We start from the raw sequence: 25,489 nt of genomic DNA on the forward strand, positions 1-25,489 counted from the left end.
GTACTCGTTATCCTGATTTCAAGGAAAAAGAAGACGAACCGGAAACCAGCTGAAAAGTAAAATAGTTACTTCGGGAAATGACTTCCACCGCTAGGTGGTATGAAAGAATCGGGCTGCCTGAATCTAAAGATTTGGGCAGCCGTTTTTCATCTTAAGAGCATTCATTGTTACTGTGCACGCCCGTAGGGGGTGAACAGTAACCATTCATCTGGAAAAGTAAGGAGAGGACTTGACATGATTCAAGATGGTGAGATTCTGGACGGGATGTACCAGATCATCCGTGAAATAGGCCGTGGAGGGACTGGAATTATCTATCTGGCGTATCATCTGCGTCTTCAGAAACGGGTTGTGGTAAAAAAGATCAAGGACCATTTTGCAGGCCAGATCAACGGCCGTGCGGAAGTCGATATCCTGAAGCGCCTGCACCATTCTTATCTGCCGCAGGTATATGACTTTCTGGTTGTCGGGACGAGTATTTATACGGTGATGGAATATGTGGAAGGACAGGACCTGCAGCAGTATCTGGACCAGGGATACCATTTCCCGGAACAGGTGATCCGTCAGTGGCTGATACAGCTCTGCGAGGTGCTGGAATATCTGCACACGCAGAACCCGCCGATTCTTCATAGCGACATCAAACCCTCCAACATTATGATTACGTCACAGGGGAATGTATGTCTCATTGATTTTAACATTTCACTGGATGGGGAAGTCTCAAAGGATATTCAGGGAGTTAGTCCCTGGTTTGCCGCGCCGGAACAGTACCAGAAGGCGCAGGACATCTTAAATGGAAGAAAGAATACACAGCTTTTGGATGCCCGGATGGATATCTACAGCCTCGGCGCGGTTTTTTACACAGTGATGACGGGGCAGCTGCCTTCACCCGACCGGGAACAGTACGGGGATATTCTTTCTATGGAAATCCCCTACAGTGACGGCCTGAGGGCCGTGGTGGCAAAGGCGTTGAGAAAAAAGAGAACAGCCAGATTCCAGACGGCGAGGCAGATGAAGAAGGCCCTGTCAGATGTGAGCAGGATGGACCCTTTGTATAAGGGATATACGGCCGCTCAGGCAGGGAGTGTATTTGCATGGATACTGTGTGTGGTGGCCGGGGTGCTGCTGCTCTATTATGGAAACTGGCAAAATAGCGTGGAGAAGTGGCAGCAGGCATACAGACAGTTGTATGTGTCAGCAGAAAATCAGGAAGAGACAGACATCATCTCGCAGGCGACGGAAATTTTGAACAGCCGTACCTATAAAGGGTATCTTGGAAAACATGATGACAAAAAAGCCGGTGTCCTCCGCCTGCTTGGAGAGAGCTACTTCAGGCAGGAAAATTTTGAGGAGGCGGCATCCTGTTACGGGGAAGCATGGGAGCTGATGCCAAAGGACGGCGGTTTATGCAGGGATTATACTGTTGCGCTGGTGCGCAGCGGCCAGATTGGAAAAGCCAGACGGATCATGGAGTCAGCAGACGGGCTCAGGAACCTATCCGACGGAGAACGGCTGCTGATACAGGCGGAAATATCCCGGATGGCTGAGGATGACGAGCACGCGCTGGAGGAACTGGGAGAGCTGTTCGAGAGAGAATCAGACAGGGAGCTTCTGATTTCCGGATATCTTCTGGAAGCATCGATCTATGACGGCCGGGAAGAGTATGGGAACGCCGTCGCGTCACTGGAAGCGGCCAGAGAGCTGGATGGCTCAAAAGAAGTACTGCGGCACATGGGGCAGTCCGCGGTAAAGGCGGCATCCTCAGAGAGCAGGAAAGTCAATGAAAATGCATGGCTCCAGAAAGCACTGGCATGCTACCAGAGCCTGAACGGGAACGGCAGCCCGAGTTATGAGGACCGGCTGAATCTGGCACTGGTAGAGCGTGCGATGGGGAAATATAAAGACAGTAATACACACTTAAACGAGATGAACCAGGTCTACAATGAGGATTATGTGGTCCCGATGTGGATGTGTTATAACTATCTGGATCTGGCGAAGGAACAGGGGGGTTATGAAAATATTCTTGAGGAACTTAAGTTTCGTTTTCAGGACGGCATGCACCGGTACCGGTCTTTCGGGAAGACAGACCCGGATATGGAAGCGCTGGCTGAGATTATGAAAGAACTGGAGGAATAAGGGTATGAGCGGCGAACAGTATATGATCACAGGAGCTGCCATCCTTCTGCTGTCCACGTTAGGACTGGTACTCGCAGAGTGGATGCTGGGCCGGAAAAAGAAACAGATCAGGGAACAGACCTATCAGATATATGACTAAGGACGAGGTGAGGAAGAATGAGAGAAGAGAAGCAGTACCATGCAGAAAAGAAGAATCATACAAAGATTCTGCTCGCAGTATTAGCGGGATTAGCCATTATCCTGATTGCAGCCGCGGCATTTATCTTTGTCAGCGGGAAAATGAAGGAGAAAAATTACAGCGAGGCAGTCTTAAGCGCTGAAAAGTATTTGGCGGCAAATAATTACGAAGACGCAGTGATTCAGTATAAAAAAGCGATTTCCGTGAATCCAAAGGAGGAAGACGCTTATCTGGCCCTTGCTGACGTTTATGTAGAACAGGAGGAGATCTCCAAGGCAAAGGCGATTTTAAGAAAAGGGCAGAGGGAGACCTCATCCTTTAAAATCAAAAGAAAACTCGAAGACCTGAACGGGCAGTCACTCGTGGCTGTTATGAACGGGGATCAGGAAAAAGAGGAACTTACGGTGGATTTGAAGACAGCATCCCAGAACATCGCATGGAATACCTCCTTCCTGCAGAAAATCATTGATTACCGGTTTGAGGATTACAAGGACCAGTTCGGCTTTGTAAAAAGCACGAAGATGGATGAGGACGGCTATCTGGAGATTGAACACAACGGGCTCGGCGCAGTGTGCTTCTACAGGAATACAGAGACAAACAAAGAGATTGTGGACGTAAGCAGGAAAGCACCGACAGAAAAAGGGATGCCGGAAAAAATATCGCTGCATTCTCTGGGGACACTCTTTCGAAATTTTGAAGGCGGGGCCAGCTTACAGAGGTTACAGATGCTTTTTGGGGAGAAGGTTACACCGAAGACCGAAGACGGCAGATATTTCGTAGAGACAAAGACATCAGACTGCATCTTCCGGTTTGAGACGGACGCTAACGGAAATATTGTTTCTGCGGATGGGTGGAATGAGATCATCCTGCTGAATGCAAATGCCCAGAGAGATACGACGGGGCATATCTCAGGTGTCGTAATCGATGCAGTCAGCGGAGACGGTGTTCCACAGGCGGTCCTGACATTCCAGCCAACGAAGAAAGAAAACAAAGAAAAAGCTGTAAAGACAGATGCACAGGGGGTTTTCTCAGCGGATCTGGAACCGGATATTTACACGATTCTTATCGAGGCGGATAACTATATCGAAGAAGAATACATTTTTGAGATAGAAGAGGGCAGAAATTACAGCGGCGAACAGTTTAGTATTTCACCGAAGCTGAAAAAAGGAACGGCCAGAATTGTGCTGGAGTGGAATGCCGAACCGCAGGATCTGGATTCCTACCTCATGGGCAGCACGGATGACGGAAAGGAAGTATCCGTCAATTTCCGCCAGAAAGAGGCTAAGTCAGGCGGGGATGTGATTGCCGCGCTTGATCTGGACGATACGGACGGCTATGGACCGGAGACAACGACTATCTATAATCTGAACGGTGTCTACCAGTTCCAGGTGGCTGATTTCAGGAGGACGGGTACGATGAAAGAGAACGGGGCAACGGTGAAGGTATACCTGCCCGGTAAAGAACCGGTGACGATTACCATTGATCCGGGGGCAGACGTGAAGGATATCTGGATTGTATGCGAGATCGACCACGGAGAACTGAATGTGATCAATAAAGCGCCTCAGTCAGACGAATTTACGAATTCTAATAAGTAAGCGAAGGAAAGGCCCGTATGATGTGGATCATTGTAATAACGGCAGCAGTTTTTGCTGCCGGAGGGGCTGCCATATATGTGATACGAAGCAGCCGGAAGGCAGAAATGCAGAAGTACTATGATGCAGCCTACAAAATGATAAAAGAGAACTGCCTGAATAATGCCATCCGGAATCAGAGCGTCCCCGCTTACGGCGGGCTGAAGGTCATGGTTTATCTGAAATGGAAGGACAGGCAGAAACAGGGATTTGTATTTGACCCGGAACACGGCATCCGGATCGGCCGCAGCCCCGGGGAAAATGAGATATGCATCCGGGACGGTGCGGTTTCCGGGCAGCACTGTGTCATTTTCGTTTCCGGGGGCCGGCTGGCGGTGCAGGACTTAAACTCTGCAAACGGGACATGGATACAGAGGGGATTCTGGAAACATGCCGTGGAAACGGCGGAATTCCTCTGCTCCGGAGACAGGCTGGCAGTCGGTACACTGAAGATTCAGGTGACTGTATTTACATTTGACATGGCATACATATAAGGAGGAAAAGCTAGTTTGATATTAATGGTATATAACAAACAAATCTGTAAAGAGTTTCTGCTTCCAAACATACACGACGCGGACCATACCATTTATCTGCATCATGATATCTACCGGCTGAAAAAGGATCTGGAAATCCGGCTGGAGAATTCGGACCGAGGTTGGGAGATCGTAAGCACCGCAGATTATTATGTGAAAATGGCACAGGTCAGGGAAGACCGCCATATCCTGCACCATCAGGATATCATGGAGGTGAAGACCGCAGACGGGGAAAGGTTCCAGATTCTTGCGGCGGACTATATGCTTACCTTACAGGTGATGGAAAAGTATGACCTCCGTATGATGAAGCAGATTTCTATCGGAAAGACGGCAGGAAACCTGATCCAGTACCAGTTCATGGAACTGGTCTCGGCATCCCATGCGGTTCTGGACCATACTTCAGACGGCTGGTACCTGACGGATTTAAGCAGCAACGGAGTGTTCTGCCATAACATGCGGATTCAGGGGAGGCGGAAATTGGAATTTGGGGACCATATTGATATTTTCGGGCTCCATATTCTCTTTCTGGACCAGATACTGGCGGTTGGGACATATTATGGTGTACTGGCGGTGAAAGAGGATATCCTGAAACCGCTGCAGATAGAACTGGCATTGACAAGGGGAATACCGGGTAGTGAAGGGAGGGAAGAGATCTATTTTCACCGTTCTCCGCGAAACCTTCCGTCCATTTACCAGGAGGAGACTGAGATTGAGGCGCCGCCCAATCCGAAGCAGACAAAACAAAAGCCGGTATATCTGACGATCGGGCCGGCGTTTACGATGGCGATTCCGATGATGCTCGGATGCGGATTTGCCATCTTCGGCTCCCGGCTTTCCGGGCAGGCATCCAGCGCCTTTATGTACACCGGGCTGATCACGGCCATATCATCGGCCCTGATCGGGGTGGTTTGGGCAGTGCTGAATTTAAATTACAGCAAAAAGGAGAATATGGAGGAAGAGAACCAGCGTTTCAATGCTTACAGTAATTACCTGATCCAGATCGCAGATACACTCCGGGAAAAATACAGGCACAACAGCGCCGCACTCAGCCAGATGTATCCTCCGGCGGTCCAGTGCCTGAGTTATAACCGGAACAGCAGTGAGCTCTGGAACCGGAATTACTCCCACAGTGATTTCCTGTTCCAGAGGCTCGGACTGGGAGAACTGCCATTTCAGGTGGATATTCAGATACCAAAAGAGAAGTTTACGCTGATCAACGACTCTTTGCAGGATAAACCAAAGCTGATCCGTGAAGAATTCCGGACGCTCAAACAGGTCCCGGTCGGGATTTCCCTGATGGATAAGGCGCTCATCGGCCTTGTAGGCGGAGAGGGAAAGGCTGGCGCCGTTGAAATGATGCATACACTCGTTGCAGGCATCACCGCGGCACACTGCTATACGGATGTCAAACTGGTCTTCATTTACAGGGAGAGGGACAGGCGCCGGAGAGAGGACTGGGAATGCATGAAATGGTTCCCGCATGTCTGGTCGGAGGATAAACAGACACGGTATATGGCCTCCAATGAGTTGGAAACCGCAGATATTTTTTTCGAACTGTCTAATGTGATCCGCTCCAGAAGCCAGAATGAGGAACAGCCGGGCATTCGGGGGAAAAGAAGGTTTGTAAAGCCGCATTATGTCCTGTTTATTTCAGACCCTTCCATTCTGGAGGGGGAGATTCTGGCAAAGTACATATATGAGGCAAGGGCGGAATATGGGATCACGACGTTTCTGATGGTTGAGAATTTGGAGCAGCTTCCGAATGCCTGTGAGGAAGTGATTCAGAACGACCAGTACTTTCAGGGGTTTTACAACCTGCTTGATACCGGGCATGAAAAAAAGGCATTTGTGCCGGATAAGGTGTCGGCTTGGCAGCTTGCCGCATTCGGGCAGACGCTTGCCAATATCCGCGTGAATGAAATCGAAAGCAACAGCGAAATTCCGAACAGCCTTGATTTTTTTAGAATGTACGAAGTCCGCTCTCTGGCTGAATTCCGCGTAACTGAACGGTGGAGGAAAAACAGGAATTACAACAGCATGAAGGCACTGATCGGCAGAAAAGCCGGGAATGCAGACTGCTATCTGGATGTCCATGAGAAGTTTCACGGCCCCCACGGGCTTGTGGCGGGGACGACAGGGTCAGGTAAAAGTGAGACGCTTCAGACGTGGATCTTATCTCTGGCGATCAATTTCAGCCCGGAGGACGTCAGCTTTTTTATTATAGATTACAAGGGCGGGGGAATGGCGAACCTGTTTTCTGACCTGCCCCATCTGGCTGGGCAGATTTCAAATCTGTCAGGGAATCAGGTGCGGCGCGCCATGATATCGATTAAAAGTGAGAACCAGAGACGGCAGAGGCTGTTTTCAGAGTACGGCGTGAATAATATTAACCTGTATACCCGGCTCTATAAGAATCAGGAGGCGGAAGTGCCGATACCGCACCTGCTGATTATCATCGATGAGTTTGCGGAGCTGAAACGGGAAGAGCCGGAATTCATGAAAGAACTCATCAGCGTGGCGCAGGTTGGGCGAAGCCTCGGCGTGCACCTGATTCTGGCGACACAGAAGCCGGGCGGCACCGTAGACGACAATATCTGGAGTAATTCCAAATTCCGCCTGTGCTTAAGGGTACAGGACCGGCAGGACAGCAATGACATGCTGCATAAACCGGATGCAGCATTCCTTACACAGGCCGGCCGCGGTTATCTGCAGGTTGGCAGTGACGAAATTTTCGAACTGTTCCAGTCAGGCTACAGTGGGGCCGTATATGAGGCGGATGCAGGAAGAAAGTCTCAGGCGGCAGAGATGCTGACAAGGACAGGAAAGGCAGAACTGATCGGCGGACCCCACAGAAAAACGGAGAAAAAGCAGGGGGAAAATATCCGTCAGAAGACACAGTTAGAAGCCGTGATAGAATACCTGAACAAAACCGCTCAGGAAAATGGTTATGAAAGAACAACCAGACTTTGGCTCCCGGTCCTGAAAAGTGAAATCTACCTGTCAGAACTTAAGGGGTATACGGAAAGCAGTTACCATGACCATAGATGGGAACCGATGCCGCGCAAATGGGAACTGGAAACTGTTATAGGACTCTGTGATGATCCACAGGGGCAGGCACAGAAGCCGCTTGTCCTCAGTTTTTCACGGGACGGGCACCATGCGGTGTGCGGGTCCGCGGTAAGTGGGAAGAGTACCTTCCTGCAGACTCTGGTTTATTCACTGATTAGCAGGTATTCGCCGGATACGCTCTGGATGTACCTGATTGACTACAGCAGCCATATGCTTGCACCATTTGCCAATGCACCGCATGTGGGAGGCGTACTCTTTGATAATCAGGAGGAAAAGGCCAGCCGTTTTATCCATATGCTCGTGCAGATGATGGATGAGAGGAAGAAACTCCTTCAGGGAGGGAACTACAGCCAGTATGTACAGGCATACGGGATCAGGCTGCCGGCCGTGCTGGTCGTGGTGGATAACGTTGGGGCGTTCCGGGAAAAGACGAAAAATAAATATGATGATGCCCTGCTGCGGCTGGCGAGGGAAGGCGTGGGATACGGCATGTTCCTCGCGGTTACGGCAGCAGGCTTCGGGATGGCAGAGATACCGGCCAGAATGGGGGATAATATCCGTACGGTACTGTCACTGGAACAGGCAGATAAGTTCAAATATATGGAAGTCATGCGGATGACCCACCTTCACATCCTGCCGGAAACGGATATCAGGGGCCGGGGGCTTGCGGCGGTGGACGGTAATGTGCTGGAGTTCCAGACTGCTCTGAGTGTGAAGGCGGAGGATGATTTCGAACGAGGACAAGTGTTGGAGTCATACTGCGAAGGCATGGCAAAATCGTGGAAAGGAAGGCGCGCGGATGCGGTCCCGGAGATTCCGGAGAATCCAACGCTGGATACACTGGCAGAACATCCTTCTTACCGGCTGAGTCTGGAGGACAGGGGACTTTTGCCATTCGGATACGGTATGGAAGACGCATCTGTCCTGAGCCTGCATCTGATCCACAATTACTGCTGTATTATCTCAGGAAAAGGGCGTACAGGAAAAACAAACACGCTGAAAGTACTTTTGTACAGCGCATACCAGAAAGGCGGAAGAATCTGCATTGTAGAAAGAGGGACGTCGGAGCTGAAGAAGACAGCCGAAGAATACCATGCCCAATATATCACGGAGCCTGCACAGTTATTTCAATATCTGTCAAAGCTTCTGCCGGAATTTGCGGCCAGAAATAAAAAGAAACGTGCAATGATCGAGTCTGGTATGGACGAAGCGGAAATATTTGCGGAAATGAGCAGGGAGGAACCTATTTTTGTCTTCCTCGCTGATCTTGCAGAATTCTTTAAAATGGTCTACAGACCCGGGGAAGGAGTCGGCAATATGTCAGGATTTGTGGAAAACATGATCGAGAAGGGGAGCCTGCACCATATTTATTTTATCGGCTGCCTGAAACCCGAGGATCATGCTGTATTGTCGGCTTATAAAGCATATCAGGACTATATATCCTACAAAAGGGGGATCCATCTGGGGGGAAACCTGCAGGCACAGAAGGTATTCAATTTCCAAAACCTGTCCTTTGCACAGCAGTCCAAAAGCACGAAGCGGGGGATCGGGTATGTACCGGATGAAGAGGAGGAAAGCATCGGAATTCAGGTTGTAATTCCGCTCGCGAAGAAGCAGCATGATAGTAATGTTAATATCAGATGAATCCAGTAAGGAGAGGCAGTACATTGTCAGATATGCAAAGGATCTGGCGGCAAGATGGACGGACGAATACTGGGAAATGCTGCAGTGTTCGTCCATTTCGGAGTTGGAGGAGACAGTCAGCCAAAAGACAAGGACAGATATCGTCTGTGTGGATATTACGATGGAGGGGGCTCTGGAACTGACAAAGGAACTAAGAAGACTGACACCTTCATCGTACATTATACTGATTGCCAGCCCCCGGATATCCCCGGCTGTATATATGAGGCCTGCAATCGGGGCGGAATCCTTATTGCTGAAACCATTATCAGAGAGGCAGATTCAGGAGGTTCTCTCGGAAGCCATCAGAACATACATTGACAGATTTTTAAGCCCCGACGAAAAGAAAGTCTTTGTCATTGAGCATAAAGGCGGGAGGGTGTTAATCGATTATAACAATATTTATTTTTTCGAATCAAGGGAAAAACGGGTGTACCTCAATACAGAGGCAGAGGAATATGGTTTCTACGATACACTTGACGAACTTCAGGAAAAACTGGAGGATGGTTTTATACGCTGTCACAGAAGTTTCCTGATCAATAAGAGCAAGATTGTCAATGTATTTCTCTCCCAGAACCGGATCATTCTGAAAAATGAGTTTGAAATCCCGCTGTCGCGTTCTTATAAGCCGGTGATCAAAGAGTATCTGGAGAAAGGGGGAAAATGATATGGCGGAAATGATTGAGCGTGCCATCCTGTTAAGTTTTGATGAACTGCGCATCCTGCTGTACAGCATGGGTGTCCGTACACTCGAAGGCATCTATATGCCGGAGAAGCAATTTTCTGAAATGGAAGTCATACAGGCACTCCGCCATCTGTCTGGGAATGGATTTATTCTAGCAGAAAACAAACAGTTCAGCATCCGGGAGGACCTGCTTTGTATGCTGGAAATCATGGGACATCCGGCAGGAACACTGGTATGCAGCTCGAAAGATGACAGTACCCGGGAGTACTTCTGCTATATGGTCCCGGACCGGGTGGTGGTGAGTCAAAGATACTGGAAAAAGAAAGATACACTAAAGCTTACGATGCTTACAGAAGAAGAATTCAAAGTGTGGAGGTCGCAGACGGATGATCATAATTGAGATAGAAGTTCCTATGATGGGGAAACTGTATGATTTTCAGATCGATGAGAACGTACCATTATCAGAGGTCATGGACGAGGCCGCAGAAATGATCTGCCAGAAGGAGCAGTGTCCCGTGCAGGGGGACATACGGCGCATGCTGATGTGGAATGCACAGAACCGGGTGCAGCTTGCAAAAGAACGGACCGCGGCAGAGAACGGGCTTTGGACGGGGAGCAGGATTCTGCTTGTTTAAAGTAAGAAATTGAAGTAATACTTCATTGTTGGTGATTATAACTTGTGATACACTTTGGATAGAACAACCGAATACAGGGTGGCAGCCTCCCATGAAGGGAGGTGGTGTGGTTGAATTATAATTATATTACATATCAGGATTTATTCCTTTTTATAACAATGTTAATCGCACTGCTTGCCTATTTAGACAATAGGAATAACAAGCCAAAAAAATAACTGCCCCCTGTCTGGCCTGACGGAATGGGCAGTTAATTTCACCAACGGAGGCTAACCACTTTGTGGGCGGTTGTTCTCTTTGTGCTTATAATATATCATGTTCGTGTATAATCTTCAAGTATCTAAATATATAGTAAAAACTTAATATTTCTCACTTCTCCTTATTTTTTCCACAACATCTAAGCCAGTAAAGAGATGGAATTGGCCATTGAAGTAATACTTCATTGTTGGTGATTATAACTTGTGATACACTTTGGATAGAACAACCGAATACAGGGTGGCAGCCTCCCATGAAGGGAGGTGGTGCGAATGAATTATATTACATATCAGGACTGGTTCCTTTTTGTAACAATGTTAATCGCACTGCTTGCCTATTTAGACAATAGGAACAACAAGCCAAAAAAATAACTGCCCCCTGTGTCATGCCAGACTAACGGGCAGTTAAATTAATTACCGGAGGCTAACCACTTTGTGGGCGGTTGTTCCCTTTGTGCTTATAATATATCATGTTCATGTATAATCTTCAAGTATCTAAATGTATAGTAGAAACTTAATTTTTACAGCACTTGCTTACATAGATAATCATCAGAATAAAAAATAGCTATCCTCTACGGCCATAGAGAATAGCTGGTAACTATAAATTACTCTAGTAATCCGAAGTGCAATCATCAGACATACCGAAGTCTTTTGATTACTTCTAAGTAAATTATACACGGGGGGCTTGAATTTTTCAAGTCCTCTTTTTCAATGTTGCCAGCATCCAATCCATTTGTTTGCAAATAGCAATAGCCAGGGACTCATCAGCCGGATTTGAGTCCTTGGCTGCGATAGTCAGCTATGATCTCGTTTATCCAAGTGAGTGCCTCTTTAGAATTTAGCACTTGATAATACTAGACACCACCATTCATTTGAGATTTCATAATGTTTATACGTTCTTCACTAAAGCCAGTATCTTTCTTTGTATATTTATCTAAAACACAGATAATATCATAAATTGCTTGTGCACCGGAATTATTCTTTGAAGATAAAGTGATTTCTTCCTGTGTTTGTTATTCAACCGGCTCTTTAAATGTAATGCTCAAAGAGACTTACATCATCCGTTCATCCCGTGAAATGTGCCGTCCGTCAGGAATTATAAAAAGCAGATTTAAAACTGTTATGATATGTACATCAAAGAGATACAGCACTCAGATAAGTATGAAACGGAGGAATTGAAAATGTCAGATTTTACAGTATCAATCAATGATTTAAAAACAAAGGTGGATTCTTTGAGACAGTTAAATGCACAGTTTAAGAGCCAGATCAATGAGCTGGAAGGAACAGAAGCTAACTTAAACGGGATGTGGGAAGGGCAGGCAAGGGAAAGTTTCCATAATGCATTTGCCAGTGACAAGGTGCAGATGGATAACTTTTACAACGCGGTAGAAGTGTATGCACAAAGGCTGGAGGCAATCGCAGCCAGATATGCACAGGCAGAGGCAACGAATGTAGAGATCGCAAATGAGAGAACATACAAGTAAATCGTGTAACTGCTCAGAACAAACATAAAATCACAGAAAAGGAGAACTTATCATGGAAGGAATCATTAAAGTATCACCGCAGTTATTAACAAATACAGCATCAGAGTTCAGCAGCCAGGGGACGGCAGTCAATAGTCTTACAGGGGAGATGATGAATCTGATCACGGGAATGTCTTCCACATGGGAAGGCGATGCGGCAGCAGCCTATATTAATAAGTTTAAAGGACTGGAGGATGATATCCAGAGAATGGTGCGCATGATTCAGGAGCACAGCAGTGATCTCGAGGAGATGGCACAGGTATATGCACAGTCTGATTCCGCAAATGCGGATGAGGCAAACAGCCTTTCCTCAGACGTCATTATTTAGCCGGTTTGATGTAACTGTCCAGAGATTTGGACAGGAACACACAAGACATATCCGGGAGGAGAAGAGTAAGGAGAGTAACCGTGACTTATATTGATTTCAAGATTGTTCAGGCAGCCGGGGAGAGGCTGTCTGAACAGATTTCCATATTGAGGGAACTGAAAGAGGAACTGACACTGGCGGAATATAAGATCAGAGACATGGCCTATATGGATGAGACAATATATCTTCTCCGAAAGAGCAGGGATGAGCTGCAGGAGGAGATGGACACTCTCCGGTGTATGGTGCAGTGTCTGGAAGGGGCGGGAGAGCTGTTCAAAAAAACGGAGCAGGGGATTGCAGATACCTATGATCTGGAAAGGATTATTTATCCAAAGACAGTATTTGGAACGAGCCATATCTCGGGTCTGGACGGATATGAAAATCTGTTGGCATTCTACATCTGATTATGACGGAAAAATGGACGGGGGATTATCATGGGAACTTATATGAAAGTATCGACGCAGAGGCTGGAGGAGGACAAAGCTGCAATTCAGAATGAGCTAAAAGGGATCAGCCAGTCTTTGGAGGAACTGTCACAGGAAATGCAGCTTTTGGGACAGACCTGGGAAGGCCCTGCCTGGGCCGCATTTCAGAATCAGGCTGCATCAGATATCGAAAACATGCAGGCGATATATGAAAAGCTGTTTGCTTATATCAGCCATATGGAATATGCGGCAAGGGAATACCGGACATGTGAAAACCAAGTGGGAAATTTGATTGACCGTATCCGGATATAGTATCCCGGAGGCAGAAAGCAGGCAGGAGAGTGAATCATGGAGCAGATTCGTATTAAGGTGGAGACCGCTGTACTGGAAGCACGTGCAGACGCGGTGGAGCAGAAGATTAAAAATGTAAGGCAGCGGTTTGATAAAATCGGTGAGACTGTGGCAAATTCCCGCAGTTACTGGGAAGGAGACGCCAATGACGCGCACCGGAGGGAATATCAGGAGTATCAGGAAGAGATCGCGGAGGCGCTTTCCAGATTTCAGGAAAATGTAACAGACCTCCGCAGGATTGCAGGCATATATCGTGAAGCAGATCAGGCGGCGAACGAGCTGAACCACGATCTGCCGGCAGATATCATTCTATAAACAGACCGTTCATGGTGCAGGGAATCAAAGACAGGAGGAAAGGGAAGAAAATGATGAACAGAAAAAAGTGTGTAATTTATCTGACAGCGGCAGTTATGTTGTTCTGTGCAGGCTGCGGAAGCCAAAAAGAGAAACAGACAGATGCCGGGGATAAAAAAGAGGCGAGCCAGCCAGCAGAAACAGGAAATCAAGATGAGAGTAAGACAAAGCCCGAAAAGGATGCCGACACACTATCTAAGGCAAATGACATTGCAGCTATATACCGGTTTGAACTGGACGGACATACCTATCAGCTCCCATTTCCCGTATCAGAACTGGAGGAGAACGGATGGACGCTCAGGGAGGGGGATGCCGGACAGACTATGGAAGGAATGAGTTATGTTATTACATCGATGACCGATGCCAACGGCAATTCTGTGCGGCTGAACGTTGTGAATCTGACGGATCAGGAACAGCAGTTAAAAGACTGTGAAATAGGAGGTATTATGATATATGCCAAGGGTGCGTCCAATGTGCGTTTTCAGACGGCAGACGGAATTTCACTTAGCAGTACGCCCGAAGATATCAAGAAAACATATGGAACGGATGAACCAGTTTTTTCTGAATCAACATCTCAGGATGATACAACAACTATTTGGTATAAGTTCTATAAAGGACAGACAGATGATTTAAGGATGCCATCAGTTGATTCCATTCAATCAGACGAGGATACCTTAAGCTTCATCGTAGATAAAAACCAGAAGCTGACAGGGATAGAATTGCAGTATTTCGGAAGTACACAATAACTATCGCACTGAGTAATCCGGCCAGTTGTTTTTTGGGGAGAAAGATATGAGTGAACTTAAATTTGATTTTCTGACGGCAGGACAAGAGATGGAACGGCTGGGTGAAACGGCAGAAAAGCTCCGGCAGACTGCCGCAGGCCCTTATGGAGATACCATTCATGAACTTATGCAGGGCTGGCAGGGCGAAGCAGGTATAAAATTCCTACACAAGGCAGAACTCCTTAAGGATAAAATGGACAGTACGTGTATGCTTATCGTGCAGGCGAAGGAAGCCCTGCATCAGGCTGCCGTAAAGGCAGAGCTTATGGAAAAGAGAGCAAAGGAGATTGCGGAAGACCGCATAGGAAACAGATGAGCAATCAAGGATGGACAGTACTGATTTTTATACTTCTCGTTATAGTTATAGCTGTGGCATTCGTTATTTACAAGCTCGCAGCAGGCAGGGCAGACAGGCGCAGGGAGTATCAGAACCAGCAGAAGAATATTCTGGTACAGAACGGGATAGATGTAAAAAAACAGATGCTGGGCTCCGGAAAAGGGGAATATTTTTCGGGAAACTTAAGAGAGTATGATACAAATTATATCAATGGCCCCAGATATTCGACATGGAAGATTTCCTTTCAGGATATGGATACGGGCAGAATCTTTCAATATCGCTTTTCGCGGCAAATGACGATCGGGCGGATGCCGCCGACTGAAAAAGAAGATGTCTGCCTTGTACTGGAAGGTGATGGGAAGGTATCAAAAAGGCATTGCATGATTTACGAGGGGGAAGGCACTCTCTGTCTGGCAGACCAGAATTCTAAAAATCATACTTATGTCAATGGGAAAAAGGCGGACAGCCCGGTTTTTCTCCACACTGGGGATGTCATTAAGGCGGGGGAAACCAGGCTGAAAGTCGAATTCGGGCGGTAGGTTACAGACCCTCGCGGCAGTAGCCAAGGTCATGTAAACATGATTTTGGCTCGCTGCCTGCGGGAATAAAGGCAGGTGTAAGGGACAATGGCAAACAGAGATGAAATACAATTAAACTATAAAAAAACGCTGAGACAGGCCGATGAACTGGAAAGAATGGCACAGCGGATGAAAGCGCTGGCCGCACAGGCAGAGGAAGGAACGTCATCCGGAATCCGGAGTGTATGGGAAGGGGAATGTGCCGCTGATTACTGCCGGAAAGGGCAGAGAATTGCCATGCTGATGAGACAGCACAGCAATTCTCTTATGGAAACGGCAGCAGTCCTGCGCAGAGCGGCTGTCAACACATACCGGGCTGAGATGAGAAGTCTGGAGATCGCCGGAAAAAGAACATACAGGACTCTGTAACAGGTGCAGAGTCTTGTAGAAAAAGATTACAAAAGCCCTATGCGTGATTTTTCTTAATCAAGTGTAAGAGTCTGGATACAGTCTCATCTGCAGGGTAGAAAAAGTCTTCGTTCAGTGTACTTAGATAGTCATAAAACGCGAACAGAAGGCTTGGTTCTTCCAGATTCAGATAGACCAGATTGCCGTCCGCGGACGAAAACAGAAGATATCCGCTGTGCGCCGTAACATAAATGCAGAGGCTGCTTAGGGAAACGGGAGTGTCCGGTCGCAGCATACGGTACTTCTCGTTTTTGCATGCATTGACCAGGGTGCGTACGGCCAGAACCCTGTCGGAATATTCAATCGGGCTGTAGACGGCATCCGGAAGCTCAAAGATACGGCCGGTCTTCAGAAAGTGCATGACACCGGCTTCCGTAAACATGAAATGTGTGGATACCGTTTTTACGATTTCTGATTTTTGTCTTATGTACTGCTTTACCGATAAAACGAACTGATCCCGTCCCGGCAGAGCCCTTGACAGGTATTTTTCGGGAAAAGAAAGTGGAATCAGCGGTATGAGGCAGGGTTCCATCTGATAGGAATACCCTGTCTTTTCCCCGATATCAAGGTTGTCTAAATAATCAAATTGTGTGAAGACAGAATCAATCTTACATACAACAGGCGTAGTTTCTGCTTTCAGGTCATCAAAGATCGACTGAAATTTTTGAAGCGTGTTTTTGCAGATAAATAAAATACCATACTTAAGCTGCGGCGAAAATGTGATGGCATATTCAGAGGTTATGACCAGAGAGGAAAGCAGATTAAAATTGCTGTTATGCGAATTAATACTGTCATAATAGCAGAATGGTGTGTAATCACACAGGCAGGTGTAGTACATGGGTATTATCTTCTGAAGGCAGCAGAGGTTATAATCCCGTTTATCAGAAGTAATTTTATCGGTGTTATTCAGGCATATAATATGGTCTATTTTCAGATTCGGTTTATTTTTACTGATAGAGGCCAGAATTTCCATGAAATCATCAGAATCCGGCTGAAAAAGAAGCTTGATATGACCATGTTCCTTCTGTGACTCCAGTGCCATTATCGTGTATATTGTATGATATAGCTTTGTCCTGCCTGAAATAGAGCGGTTATCGGAGAACTGTTCCGGGTTCAGGTCGTTTGAAAAAAAGGAGGAGATATCAGCAATATCATCCATCTTGCCTGAAAAATTTCCGATGAAGTCCTGTATTGTTTTCCGGCGGTAATAGGTTTCGTATCCGGTAACTGTAATCCGGTAGGCCTCCACCAGTTCTCTGCATTCTGTCGGTGTCAGACGCATATAGTCAGCCATTTTATGTACCAGTTCTTCTGAACCCGGATTCCTTTTCCCGCTGATCAGCTTATACATATTGGAGCGGTCCACCCCGCAGTATTGTGCCAGCAGGTTTGTTTTTATATTTTTTGACTTAATATATTCGGATAAAATTTTTGAAAACATAGTTGGTAAATTTGTCATAAAGCGGCCCCCCTAAAAAGTATAATAAAATGATAAGAAAAAGGGCTTAAAATATCCATAATTTTCCTTAAAAATTGTTGACCACAAAGTGTGACACATTTTTTGGCTTTCCCTTTTCCGAAAAAAAGATATAGAAATTCCTGAAAACATAAAGTTTATTTGTTATTTAAAAGTTTTTGATTTCTGAAAAGAAAACAGGACTAAACCTTACCATTCCGGCATACGATACATTAAGTATTGTACAAGCGTGAAAGGGGAGGTTATTTTTGTTTGAGGAAAAGTCTGTAAAAGAGATATCGGATCTGATGCATACGGACCGGGAAAACGGCCTGACAGAGGATGAGACTCGTGTGAGATTAAAGGAGTATGGTCCGAATATCTTAAAGGAGGGGAAAAAGAAAACGCCGGCGGAGGCGTTTTTAGAGCAGCTGAATGACCCGCTGATCTGTGTCCTGCTGGTTGCTGCTCTGGTTTCCTTTCTCTTAAAAGAAGTTAGTGATGCCATTATCATCGCGGTCGTTATAATCGTGAATGCTACGGTCGGTGTGATTCAGGAGGGGAAGGCCCAGAAGGCGCTCGAGTCGCTTAAAAAGCTGACAAGCCCGAAAGCCGTTGTGCGCCGGGGCGGGATTGTACGGGAAATTCCGGCGGCAGAACTTGTAAAGGGAGACCTTGTGATTTTGGAGGCAGGCGCACAGGTACCGGCCGATCTGCGTCTTGTGAAGACGTGGAATTTAAAGATTGAGGAGTCCGCGCTGACGGGAGAATCGCTCCCGGTTAATAAGGATGCGGATTTTCAGGCGTCCGGGGCGCTTCCGGTGGGCGACAGGAAGAATGAGGCATTCATGTCTACACTTGTAACCGGCGGAAGGGGAGAAGGGATTGTCATCGGTGCGGGAATGGAGACCGAGATTGGCAAGATCGCATCCATTATCAACGATGTTCCCAGAGAGTTTACACCACTTCAGAAGAAACTGGCTGACCTCGGGAAGATGCTAAGTATCGTGTCCGTCCTGCTGTGTGTGGCGTTGTTTGTCATTGCAGTCCTGCAGAAACGTAATATTTTAGAAATGCTGATTACAGCGATTTCACTGGCCGTTGCCGCAGTGCCGGAAGGACTGCCCGCCATCGTGACAATCGTACTGGCAATGAGTGTTTCGAAGATGGTGAAGGTACATGCGATTGTCAGAAAGCTCCCTTCCGTAGAGACACTTGGTGCAGTCAATGTGGTGTGTTCGGATAAGACTGGCACGCTGACCCAGAACAAGATGACTGTTGTAAAATATTTTGTAAATCAGAATGTTTATAAAAGCAGCGAAGCGGCGCCGGATATGCCGGATGAATTTCTGGAGGGGATGGCACTCTGTAACGATGCGGTGATAACGGACAAGGAGGAATTGGGGGACCCGACAGAACTGGCGCTTTTAAGGTTTGCTGAAGGGTACCGCGCCAAAGGCGGTGCATCGGGATATACATTTGAAAATGCGGGGCGTTCGAGAAAAGAAAGTATGGAAGCAAGGATGCCCAGAGTTCAGGAAAAGGCATTTGACTCTCAGAGAAAAATGATGACTACGGTCCACCGTGGCCCGTCCGGATTTGTCTCTTACACAAAGGGGGCACCGGAAATGCTTCTGGGGCGGTGCACGAAGATTCTGGTCAACGGAAGGGCACAGACGATCACGGATTCCCACCGCAGGCAGATCCGCCGGGCAGTGGATGATTTCTCGGCACAGGCTCTGCGGGTGTTAGCAGTGGCTGTCAGGCGGGGGGAGAAAGATGTACATGAGGACGGGCTGACATTTGTGGGGCTGGCCGGCATGATCGACCCGGTCAGACCTGAGGCAAAGGCCGCAGTCGAGCGGTTTAAAGAGGCTTCTGTCCGTACTGTTATGATAACAGGGGACCATATAGATACGGCGTTTGCCATTGCAAGAGAACTGGGGATTGCAAAGAAGATAGATGAATGCATGACCGGGGAAGAACTGGAAAAACTTTCGGACACACAACTGAAAGAAAGGCTGAAGAGAACGAATGTATTTGCAAGGGTTTCACCGGAACATAAGGTAAGAATCGTGAAGGCACTGAAAGAAACGGGAAATATTGCGGCAATGACAGGAGACGGGGTCAACGATGCACCTTCCCTTAAGATGGCAGATATCGGTATTGCGATGGGGGTTACAGGGACGGATGTTGCAAAGAACGCGGCGGACATGATTCTGACGGATGATAACTTTGCTACGATCGAAAAGGCGATTGAGGAAGGAAGGGGCATCTATGAGAATATTAAGAAAACCGTCCTCTTCCTGCTTTCTTCGAATTTTGGAGAAATCATCACTATGTTTGCCGCGGTAATCATGGGAATGGCCTCCCCGCTGAAAGCGAGTCACATTCTGTGGATCAACCTGATCACGGACTCTCTTCCGGCACTGGCGCTGGGGGTTGATAAAAATGATAAAGAAGCACTTATGAAACGTCCGCCGAGAAAAGCGAAGGAAGGATTGTTTGCAAACGGCGGGATTACGTGTACGGTATTCTATGGATGCCTGATTGCGGCAATCAGCCTTACGGCTTTTTTGAAGCTGCCGTGGGAAATACTGGCACAGCAGCAGAAAGCCTTTACGCTTGCAAACATCTCGGGGGTGTTCCAGTCCGCGGAGATTCTTGCAAGGGCACAGACGTATGCGTTTACGGTTCTAGGGATGTCACAGCTGTTCCATGCGCTTGGCATGAAAGATGTACATACCTCTGTCTTTTCGAGGAAACGGGACTTTAATCCGGTTATGCTTGCCGCATTTGGCGTCGGATTCTTCCTACAGGCCGCAGTTACAGAAGTTCCGTATCTGACCGTATTATTCGGAACGGCGGCACTGTCAATAAGAGAATGGGGAGCACTAATCGTACTTGCAGCATTCCCTGTACTTGCACATGAGATTTTCGTTTTACTGGGAATCGTTGAGAAGGAGGGAGAAACAGGAGAGGACAGGGCAGATTCAAAGCCGGGCACAAGGCGCCGCCAGTTCGGGAAAGGCCTTAGATAGCCTTTCCTGCTGACAATGGCTGTTACAGTTTTTTCCCGAGCATTTCTGGATTGGAAGCGTAGGTCAGGGCGGTCTCCTTCGTGATTGTCCCGCTCTGGCAGAGCTTTAGAAGGTTGGAATCCATCGATACCATGTCCTCTTTTACGGAAGAATAGATGAGGCCGTCTATCTGGTGGACCTTATTGTCACGGATCATATTGCGGATCGCGGGGGTAACTGTCATGATCTCGAATACAGGAGTTACCTTTCCGTCTGTTGTCGGCACGAGCTGCTGTGACACAACGGCGTTCAGAACCATAGAAAGCTGGACGGCAATCTGCCTCTGCTGGTTGGACGGGAATACGTCGATGATTCTGTCGATCGTGTTAGCCGCACCGATAGTATGGAGCGTAGAGAACAGAAGGTGTCCGGTCTCCGCAGCCGTCATGGCGACTGTGATCGTTTCATAATCGCGCATCTCACCCAGCAGGATGACGTTTGGGCTCTGCCGCAGGGCGGCACGCAGCGCAGTTACATAATTATCGGTATCCACGTTGATTTCACGCTGGCTGACAATACACCGGTTATGGCGGTGGAGGAATTCAAGGGGGTCCTCCAGCGTAATGATATGTTCATCCCTCGTTTTATTAATCTGGTCAATAATGCAGGCAAGGGTAGTTGATTTGCCGCTTCCGGCAGGTCCCGTGACAAGCACCATTCCCTTGCTGCTGTTTCCGAGTTCCATGATATAATCCGGGATTCCAAGTTCTCTGTAATCAGGCAGCTGGAAGGTGATAATCCGAATGACCGCGGAGAGAGCGCCCCTTTGTTTGTAAGCGCTGACGCGGAAACGGGACACCCCCTGTATGGCGAACGAAAAATCATCATCGCCGTGTTTGTGGAGCTGACTGATATCGCGGTGCCCGGCCAGCCTGTAAATCTCATCTAATATGGCTTCTGTATCGGGCGGCAGCAGCCGGGTGTCATTCTCACGGCTGATGACTCCGTTGATCCGGCAGGATACAGGGAGGCCGGCTATGATAAAGACATCCGATGCGCCCTGTGAGACTGCCTGCTCTAATATTAATTTTGCGTCCATATATTTAATCTCTCCTTACTTCTAAAGATTTCACGGATTAAAACCCCTGCCTACTTCATCAGATTCAGGGTATCATCTCCGCTCCATTCCTGTGTTGCGACCACTTTCCACTGGCGGACCCGGCAGAAACCTTCGGAAATCCGGTCCGTGGGATTCAGTTCGAGGACAACCGACAGTGCCTGCTTTTCATCTACAGTAACCTGATACGCAACAGATGGTGTCCCAGTGGAAAAATCCATATCCAGTGTGTCCCCAAAAGTGAGCTCACTGAGGCTGCTCTGTACTTCAGCGAAATATGTGTCCGGGGATTCTTTATAAGAATGTGCAAGTACTGCATCAATCGAGTCCAGTATCTCTTCTGCCTGATTGGAGGCTGTGTAATAATCCGTTCTGCGGTCCGCCAGCTTCTGGCTGAACTTGTAATCACTCTGTGCGCTGGAAAGCGAGAGGGTGGCAAATGTTACAAGACACAGGACGAGGAAAATGACCAGCAGTGAAGAGGAACCAATGTTAACAAAAGGAGCTGATTTCTTATTCGTTTCCATTGCTGTACCTCCTTTGCAGGTGATGCGAAATATCAAGGGAATAGATGACACTGCCGTCTTTAAGCTTATTCATCTTCAGTTCTCCATTTAACATGGATTCGTCCTCTGTAAAACGGGTACTCAGACAATATACTGCATCCTTCTTTTTACAGGACTGGAAATCCTCATTATAGTATATTTCAATGCCGGAGCCGCCGGATACCTCTGATTCGGGATATTCTGCTTTGAGCAGGCTGGCAGCGGACGGGATATCATCGGATACATGGATGAGTTCTGCGGCACTGGAGACTTCCGTAACGGCAGTATTAAGTTCCCAGGCGTCCCTGCTCAACAGATGTGATTTCACAAATAATTGTACACAAACAGCACTTGCCATCGAAAAAAAGAGGATCGCAAGGATCAGTTCCAATAGGAACAGACTGGAAGATTTTGCCCGGTTTCTGCGTGTCATAATTGTCTCCTTTGATTAAAATGATCTGTTACTTAGCGGGAAGTACTGTGTATGCTGACAACACAGGAAGCCTCCTGGCCGTCCTCATCTACACAGGTAAAGGAAAACGCCTGCTTTCCGGTCTGACTCATAGTAAAGGACCTGACCGGGAGAATGGTCTTTCCGGCGGCAGCATCAGCTTCCACACCATCCTTGATAAAGATTTCCTTCAAATTCCCCTGGTCCGTGTATATATAAGTAAAATAGGTTTCCTCGTTATATTCCTGCTCGATGACCAGAGCATCATTACCGTCAAACATGCCGATCGAGACATTCCCGTCTTCGTCACCCTGGTGGATTTTCTCGCTGATATAGGACATCGAGGTTCCGGCCGTGTAGTTCAGAGAAGAATGTTCTGTCGTAGACCGGTATATATTCGTGGCAAGCAGGATGACCGTCAGTGCTGACACTGCAAACATGAAGAACAATGCAACAGGAAATAAAAAGTCAATCATATGGTTTCTTTGTGTCCGAAAGCGCATTGTCAGTCCCCCTTCTCAATAATCGTCACATCCGGCAGAATGTTTGCGCCGCTTACTCTGTAATCCACATAAAAACGGCTCTCATCGTAGGTAAGCCCGTAGTGGTCCTTCAGATAATCGAGGCTTTCCGGATAGGCGCCTTCCACGGCATAACAGTATGTAATATTTCTGTTCAGCGCATTTTCCAGACTCTCCTTCTGGCGCCTTAAGGTGCTGGACGACAAAGACTGGATTCCCTGATAAAACAGAATGATAATCAGCAGAAAAGCGCAGACCGAGAGAATAAACTTCCGGTAATTATGCTGTTTTTTCTGATATTGAAACCGGGCCATAAAGCACCTCCTTGGTATATGTGAAGTGGTCAGGATCTAGATACTGGACATAATCCCCATCAGCGGCAGCATGACGGAGAGCAGGATGACTCCAACGATCAGTGAAAGCGCAATAACAAGTGTAGGTTCCAGAACGGCAAGGGCATTGTTCATCCGGTTATCGATGTCATCCTGATAAAGCCCGGCAATCTTTCCCATGACCTGGTCCATAGAACCGGTCTTTTCTCCGATGGAGGCCATACGGGCATACATGCCGGTAAAAATTCCTGAATCGTGGAGTGCCACGGACAGGTCGCTGCCTTCATTGATAAGATTCTGGCAGGAGTCGATCTTTTTCTGGAAATGAATATCATCATTCAATGCGGTTACCAGTTCCATGCTGCGTTCCGGATTCAGGCCGCTGCTTAAGGTCAATGCCATTCCGCTTGCAAAACGGCAGGCCGCGATTTCTTCGAAGATTGCCCTTGTGAATTTCAGCTTGTACCCCAGCCTGCGAAAGGTCTGTTTTCCGTGGGCCGTCCTAGTTCCATATAAAATCAGTGCCACGATGACCGCAAGGATCACGATCAACACGATAGAATACCGGTTAATTGCATTACCCAGATTCATTAATGTTCTGGAAAACCCGGTCATTTCGGTGCCAAGCTGGATGAAAACCTGATTGAAGATTGGCATAACCTTTACGAGAAGTACGACGATAACGACGACCATCATCCCTGCCATAATCAGCGGGTAAGTGACGGCATTCTTAATACTCTTTGAGATGGAGTCCTCCCTGTCGTAGTGCTCACTTAGTGCGGACATGACCTCATCCAGTGTTCCAGTCTCCTCCCCAATCTGTATCATATGCAGCATATAGGATGGAAAGAGCCCTGTATCAGCCAGTGCCTGGTACAGGCTTCCGGTTTCCTGAATATTTTCTAATACAGTCTGAAGTATCTGCTTTTCATCAGCAGACGACGCGTCTTCCAGCATGATTGTGACGCCTTCAACAGACGAAATGCCGGACTTCAGGATCAGGGCAATCTGCCCGCAGAAAGAAGAGACCTCCATATTTGAAAATGGCTTACCCTGCACTTGTTTCTCCATTGTGTGTCCTCCATTGTTTTCTAATAAGAATATTTCACTTTATAATTGCTTCCGTCACCAATATATTTCCCCACAGATTTTGTGGAGTTATTTGCAGCAAGCGTCGGGTCCATCAGAGACCAGTCTTTGCCGTCAAATTCTATAATCTTGTCGATCCATCCCTTTTCCTTAATGTAAACACTCACCCACGCATGGTATGCTTCTCCTGAATATCCGACCTCAAGTTTTGTCGGGACAGACTGGGAACGAAGCATCGCAGCCATAAGTGAAGCATAGTCGAAACAGATTCCCTCTCCGGTGTCCAGTGTTTCATCCAGATTCGGCACATAATCTGTGGGCGTATTTTCTGCCTTTTTCTCGTCATACGCAACATTTTCTATAACGTAATGGTAAACATTTTTTACATAATCCAGATCGTCTGTAGATTTATCGGAAAGTTTCTTGCCAAGTTTGACTGACTGGGAGTCTTTCGTAAACCAGACATACTGGTTCGGATACAGAAATGGCTTGAACTCGTCGGTAATCTTAACGTCCATATCCTGCGAAAAAGCGATGGCATACTGCTTATCCCTGACATGTTCCAGTACATCCATGTGATAGCCGCCGCTGCCGCCTGTCAGGGGAAAGGTTGTTAGGGAACTGTCAGTTATTGTATAAGTATAGACCGTTCCGTCAGGGATTGTAACCTGAAGCTTCATCTTGGCGGCGTTCCCCTTGTACTGGAGCATAATATATCCGTCACTTGTATTGGAAGCATCTATAGAAACGATATCATTTCCATATACGACTTTCCCGGTGTTCTGGGGAGTCAGGATCTGCAGAGCACTCTCCCGTTTTTTCCCTTCCGAGGCAGAAGCATCGGATATGTCAGAACCGTTTCCAGAACAGCCCAAGAGAAAGGCGGACATGATGAAGGCTATCAGAGTCACACTGATAAAACGGAAGTTTCTTTTCTTCATCACATCACGCCTCCTTTTCACATTCTTCTGACGGATAAATTTCATCACTGCTTCAATTGTACCATTAATGTTAAAAAATGCAAAGTGCAAATCTGAC

26 protein-coding genes are annotated in these 25,489 nt (G+C 47.4%); 18 read left to right on the forward strand and 8 right to left on the reverse strand.

Annotation, left to right across the window (positions count from 1 at the left end; genetic code table 11):
• Positions 1 to 234: 234 nt before the first annotated feature.
• The 17 genes from A8806_RS19095 to A8806_RS19170 all read left to right on the forward strand — a co-directional run bounded on the left by A8806_RS19095 (position 235) and on the right by A8806_RS19170 (position 15,881).
• Positions 235 to 2,130: a serine/threonine-protein kinase gene (locus tag A8806_RS19095; protein ID WP_109732767.1), complete on the forward strand. Its 1,896-nt coding sequence runs from the start codon at positions 235 to 237 to the stop codon at positions 2,128 to 2,130.
• A gap of 4 nt (positions 2,131 to 2,134) precedes the next feature.
• Complete coding sequence (locus A8806_RS26785; protein WP_278321129.1) at positions 2,135 to 2,269, forward strand: hypothetical protein; 135 nt, start codon at positions 2,135 to 2,137, stop codon at positions 2,267 to 2,269.
• 17 nt (positions 2,270 to 2,286) lie between these two features.
• The gene (locus A8806_RS19100) at positions 2,287 to 3,903 is read left to right on the forward strand and encodes a carboxypeptidase regulatory-like domain-containing protein (RefSeq protein ID WP_109732768.1); all 1,617 of its coding nucleotides are present in this window, start codon (positions 2,287 to 2,289) and stop codon (positions 3,901 to 3,903) included.
• Between the two features lie 17 nt (positions 3,904 to 3,920).
• Positions 3,921 to 4,433: an FHA domain-containing protein gene (locus A8806_RS19105; protein WP_109732769.1), complete on the forward strand. Its 513-nt coding sequence runs from the start codon at positions 3,921 to 3,923 to the stop codon at positions 4,431 to 4,433.
• Between the two features lie 24 nt (positions 4,434 to 4,457).
• Complete coding sequence (gene essC / locus A8806_RS19110; RefSeq protein WP_109732770.1) at positions 4,458 to 9,185, forward strand: type VII secretion protein EssC; 4,728 nt, start codon at positions 4,458 to 4,460, stop codon at positions 9,183 to 9,185.
• Positions 9,160 to 9,888, forward strand: coding sequence for a LytR/AlgR family response regulator transcription factor (locus tag A8806_RS19115; RefSeq protein ID WP_109732771.1), 729 nt, complete (start codon positions 9,160 to 9,162; stop codon positions 9,886 to 9,888). The genes essC and A8806_RS19115 overlap by 26 nt, the downstream gene beginning before the upstream one ends.
• Before the next feature lies 1 nt (position 9,889).
• Positions 9,890 to 10,306, forward strand: coding sequence for a hypothetical protein (locus A8806_RS19120; RefSeq protein ID WP_109732772.1), 417 nt, complete (start codon positions 9,890 to 9,892; stop codon positions 10,304 to 10,306).
• Entirely contained in the window at positions 10,293 to 10,541 is a 249-nt protein-coding gene (locus A8806_RS19125; RefSeq protein ID WP_109732773.1) for a hypothetical protein, read from the forward strand. The genes A8806_RS19120 and A8806_RS19125 overlap by 14 nt, the downstream gene beginning before the upstream one ends.
• Before the next feature lie 1,432 nt (positions 10,542 to 11,973).
• Positions 11,974 to 12,276 carry a WXG100 family type VII secretion target gene (locus A8806_RS19130; RefSeq protein ID WP_181368795.1) on the forward strand — a complete coding sequence of 101 codons (303 nt, stop codon included), beginning with the start codon at positions 11,974 to 11,976 and terminating at the stop codon, positions 12,274 to 12,276.
• Positions 12,277 to 12,328: 52 nt separating this feature from the next.
• A complete protein-coding gene (locus tag A8806_RS19135; protein WP_109732775.1) occupies positions 12,329 to 12,643 on the forward strand; it encodes a WXG100 family type VII secretion target in 315 nt (104 codons plus the stop codon).
• 80 nt (positions 12,644 to 12,723) lie between these two features.
• Complete coding sequence (locus A8806_RS19140) at positions 12,724 to 13,086, forward strand: hypothetical protein (protein ID WP_109732776.1); 363 nt, start codon at positions 12,724 to 12,726, stop codon at positions 13,084 to 13,086.
• Between the two features lie 30 nt (positions 13,087 to 13,116).
• A complete protein-coding gene (locus A8806_RS19145; RefSeq protein ID WP_109732777.1) occupies positions 13,117 to 13,419 on the forward strand; it encodes a WXG100 family type VII secretion target in 303 nt (100 codons plus the stop codon).
• A 36-nt stretch (positions 13,420 to 13,455) separates the two neighbouring features.
• On the forward strand, positions 13,456 to 13,773 hold the full coding sequence (locus tag A8806_RS19150) for a WXG100 family type VII secretion target (RefSeq protein WP_109732778.1): 318 nt from the start codon (positions 13,456 to 13,458) through the stop codon (positions 13,771 to 13,773).
• Between the two features lie 50 nt (positions 13,774 to 13,823).
• On the forward strand, positions 13,824 to 14,558 hold the full coding sequence (locus A8806_RS19155; RefSeq protein WP_146203316.1) for a hypothetical protein: 735 nt from the start codon (positions 13,824 to 13,826) through the stop codon (positions 14,556 to 14,558).
• A 46-nt stretch (positions 14,559 to 14,604) separates the two neighbouring features.
• Complete coding sequence (locus A8806_RS19160) at positions 14,605 to 14,913, forward strand: hypothetical protein (protein WP_109732780.1); 309 nt, start codon at positions 14,605 to 14,607, stop codon at positions 14,911 to 14,913.
• Positions 14,910 to 15,473: an FHA domain-containing protein gene (locus tag A8806_RS19165; RefSeq protein ID WP_109732781.1), complete on the forward strand. Its 564-nt coding sequence runs from the start codon at positions 14,910 to 14,912 to the stop codon at positions 15,471 to 15,473. The genes A8806_RS19160 and A8806_RS19165 overlap by 4 nt, the downstream gene beginning before the upstream one ends.
• Before the next feature lie 87 nt (positions 15,474 to 15,560).
• A complete protein-coding gene (locus tag A8806_RS19170; protein ID WP_109732782.1) occupies positions 15,561 to 15,881 on the forward strand; it encodes a hypothetical protein in 321 nt (106 codons plus the stop codon).
• A gap of 37 nt (positions 15,882 to 15,918) precedes the next feature.
• Here the strand turns inward: A8806_RS19170 and A8806_RS19175 are convergent, their stop codons facing one another.
• Entirely contained in the window at positions 15,919 to 17,379 is a 1,461-nt protein-coding gene (locus A8806_RS19175) for a helix-turn-helix domain-containing protein (protein ID WP_109732783.1), read from the reverse strand.
• A gap of 266 nt (positions 17,380 to 17,645) precedes the next feature.
• Here A8806_RS19175 and A8806_RS19180 point away from each other — a divergent pair, with 266 nt between their 5' ends.
• Entirely contained in the window at positions 17,646 to 20,417 is a 2,772-nt protein-coding gene (locus tag A8806_RS19180) for a cation-translocating P-type ATPase (protein ID WP_109732784.1), read from the forward strand.
• A gap of 22 nt (positions 20,418 to 20,439) precedes the next feature.
• Here A8806_RS19180 and A8806_RS19185 read toward each other — a convergent pair whose 3' ends face one another.
• The 7 genes from A8806_RS19185 to A8806_RS19215 are packed head-to-tail and all read right to left on the reverse strand — an operon-like array spanning position 20,440 to position 25,392.
• Entirely contained in the window at positions 20,440 to 21,495 is a 1,056-nt protein-coding gene (locus tag A8806_RS19185) for a type IV pilus twitching motility protein PilT (RefSeq protein ID WP_109732785.1), read from the reverse strand.
• A gap of 50 nt (positions 21,496 to 21,545) precedes the next feature.
• Positions 21,546 to 22,040, reverse strand: a complete 495-nt coding sequence (locus A8806_RS19190) for a hypothetical protein (protein WP_109732786.1) — start codon at positions 22,038 to 22,040, stop codon at positions 21,546 to 21,548.
• A complete protein-coding gene (locus A8806_RS19195; protein WP_109732787.1) occupies positions 22,027 to 22,491 on the reverse strand; it encodes a hypothetical protein in 465 nt (154 codons plus the stop codon). The genes A8806_RS19190 and A8806_RS19195 overlap by 14 nt, the downstream gene beginning before the upstream one ends.
• 32 nt (positions 22,492 to 22,523) lie before the next feature.
• Positions 22,524 to 23,012, reverse strand: a complete 489-nt coding sequence (locus tag A8806_RS19200) for a DUF4860 domain-containing protein (RefSeq protein WP_109732788.1) — start codon at positions 23,010 to 23,012, stop codon at positions 22,524 to 22,526.
• Between the two features lie 2 nt (positions 23,013 to 23,014).
• The gene (locus A8806_RS19205) at positions 23,015 to 23,344 is read right to left on the reverse strand and encodes a G protein-coupled receptor family protein (protein ID WP_109732789.1); all 330 of its coding nucleotides are present in this window, start codon (positions 23,342 to 23,344) and stop codon (positions 23,015 to 23,017) included.
• Positions 23,345 to 23,380: 36 nt separating this feature from the next.
• Positions 23,381 to 24,433: a type II secretion system F family protein gene (locus A8806_RS19210; RefSeq protein ID WP_109732790.1), complete on the reverse strand. Its 1,053-nt coding sequence runs from the start codon at positions 24,431 to 24,433 to the stop codon at positions 23,381 to 23,383.
• Positions 24,434 to 24,453: 20 nt separating this feature from the next.
• Complete coding sequence (locus tag A8806_RS19215) at positions 24,454 to 25,392, reverse strand: transglutaminase-like domain-containing protein (protein ID WP_109732791.1); 939 nt, start codon at positions 25,390 to 25,392, stop codon at positions 24,454 to 24,456.
• Between the last annotated feature and the right edge of the window lie 97 nt (positions 25,393 to 25,489).

The sequence above is a fragment of the Faecalicatena orotica genome (assembly GCF_003149245.1).
GTDB lineage: Bacteria > Bacillota > Clostridia > Lachnospirales > Lachnospiraceae > Faecalicatena_A > Faecalicatena_A orotica.

Excerpts from the sequence above, each read along its gene's own strand:
- A8806_RS26785 (WP_278321129.1), top strand. The coding sequence starts at position 2,135 with ATGAGCGGCGAACAGTATATGATCACAGGAGCTGCCATCCTTCTGCTG.
- A8806_RS19205 (WP_109732789.1), bottom strand. The coding sequence starts at position 23,344 with ATGGCCCGGTTTCAATATCAGAAAAAACAGCATAATTACCGGAAGTTT.
- A8806_RS19120 (WP_109732772.1), top strand. The coding sequence starts at position 9,890 with ATGGCGGAAATGATTGAGCGTGCCATCCTGTTAAGTTTTGATGAACTG.
- A8806_RS19095 (WP_109732767.1), top strand. The coding sequence starts at position 235 with ATGATTCAAGATGGTGAGATTCTGGACGGGATGTACCAGATCATCCGT.
- A8806_RS19145 (WP_109732777.1), top strand. The coding sequence starts at position 13,117 with ATGGGAACTTATATGAAAGTATCGACGCAGAGGCTGGAGGAGGACAAA.
- A8806_RS19210 (WP_109732790.1), bottom strand. The coding sequence starts at position 24,433 with ATGGAGAAACAAGTGCAGGGTAAGCCATTTTCAAATATGGAGGTCTCT.
- A8806_RS19165 (WP_109732781.1), top strand. The coding sequence starts at position 14,910 with ATGAGCAATCAAGGATGGACAGTACTGATTTTTATACTTCTCGTTATA.
- A8806_RS19130 (WP_181368795.1), top strand. The coding sequence starts at position 11,974 with ATGTCAGATTTTACAGTATCAATCAATGATTTAAAAACAAAGGTGGAT.
- A8806_RS19160 (WP_109732780.1), top strand. The coding sequence starts at position 14,605 with ATGAGTGAACTTAAATTTGATTTTCTGACGGCAGGACAAGAGATGGAA.
- essC (WP_109732770.1), top strand. The coding sequence starts at position 4,458 with ATGGTATATAACAAACAAATCTGTAAAGAGTTTCTGCTTCCAAACATA.
- A8806_RS19100 (WP_109732768.1), top strand. The coding sequence starts at position 2,287 with ATGAGAGAAGAGAAGCAGTACCATGCAGAAAAGAAGAATCATACAAAG.
- A8806_RS19155 (WP_146203316.1), top strand. The coding sequence starts at position 13,824 with ATGATGAACAGAAAAAAGTGTGTAATTTATCTGACAGCGGCAGTTATG.
- A8806_RS19195 (WP_109732787.1), bottom strand. The coding sequence starts at position 22,491 with ATGACACGCAGAAACCGGGCAAAATCTTCCAGTCTGTTCCTATTGGAA.
- A8806_RS19175 (WP_109732783.1), bottom strand. The coding sequence starts at position 17,379 with ATGACAAATTTACCAACTATGTTTTCAAAAATTTTATCCGAATATATT.
- A8806_RS19105 (WP_109732769.1), top strand. The coding sequence starts at position 3,921 with ATGATGTGGATCATTGTAATAACGGCAGCAGTTTTTGCTGCCGGAGGG.
- A8806_RS19125 (WP_109732773.1), top strand. The coding sequence starts at position 10,293 with ATGATCATAATTGAGATAGAAGTTCCTATGATGGGGAAACTGTATGAT.
- A8806_RS19135 (WP_109732775.1), top strand. The coding sequence starts at position 12,329 with ATGGAAGGAATCATTAAAGTATCACCGCAGTTATTAACAAATACAGCA.
- A8806_RS19190 (WP_109732786.1), bottom strand. The coding sequence starts at position 22,040 with ATGGAAACGAATAAGAAATCAGCTCCTTTTGTTAACATTGGTTCCTCT.
- A8806_RS19150 (WP_109732778.1), top strand. The coding sequence starts at position 13,456 with ATGGAGCAGATTCGTATTAAGGTGGAGACCGCTGTACTGGAAGCACGT.
- A8806_RS19170 (WP_109732782.1), top strand. The coding sequence starts at position 15,561 with ATGGCAAACAGAGATGAAATACAATTAAACTATAAAAAAACGCTGAGA.
- A8806_RS19185 (WP_109732785.1), bottom strand. The coding sequence starts at position 21,495 with ATGGACGCAAAATTAATATTAGAGCAGGCAGTCTCACAGGGCGCATCG.
- A8806_RS19115 (WP_109732771.1), top strand. The coding sequence starts at position 9,160 with ATGATAGTAATGTTAATATCAGATGAATCCAGTAAGGAGAGGCAGTAC.
- A8806_RS19200 (WP_109732788.1), bottom strand. The coding sequence starts at position 23,012 with ATGCGCTTTCGGACACAAAGAAACCATATGATTGACTTTTTATTTCCT.
- A8806_RS19215 (WP_109732791.1), bottom strand. The coding sequence starts at position 25,392 with ATGAAGAAAAGAAACTTCCGTTTTATCAGTGTGACTCTGATAGCCTTC.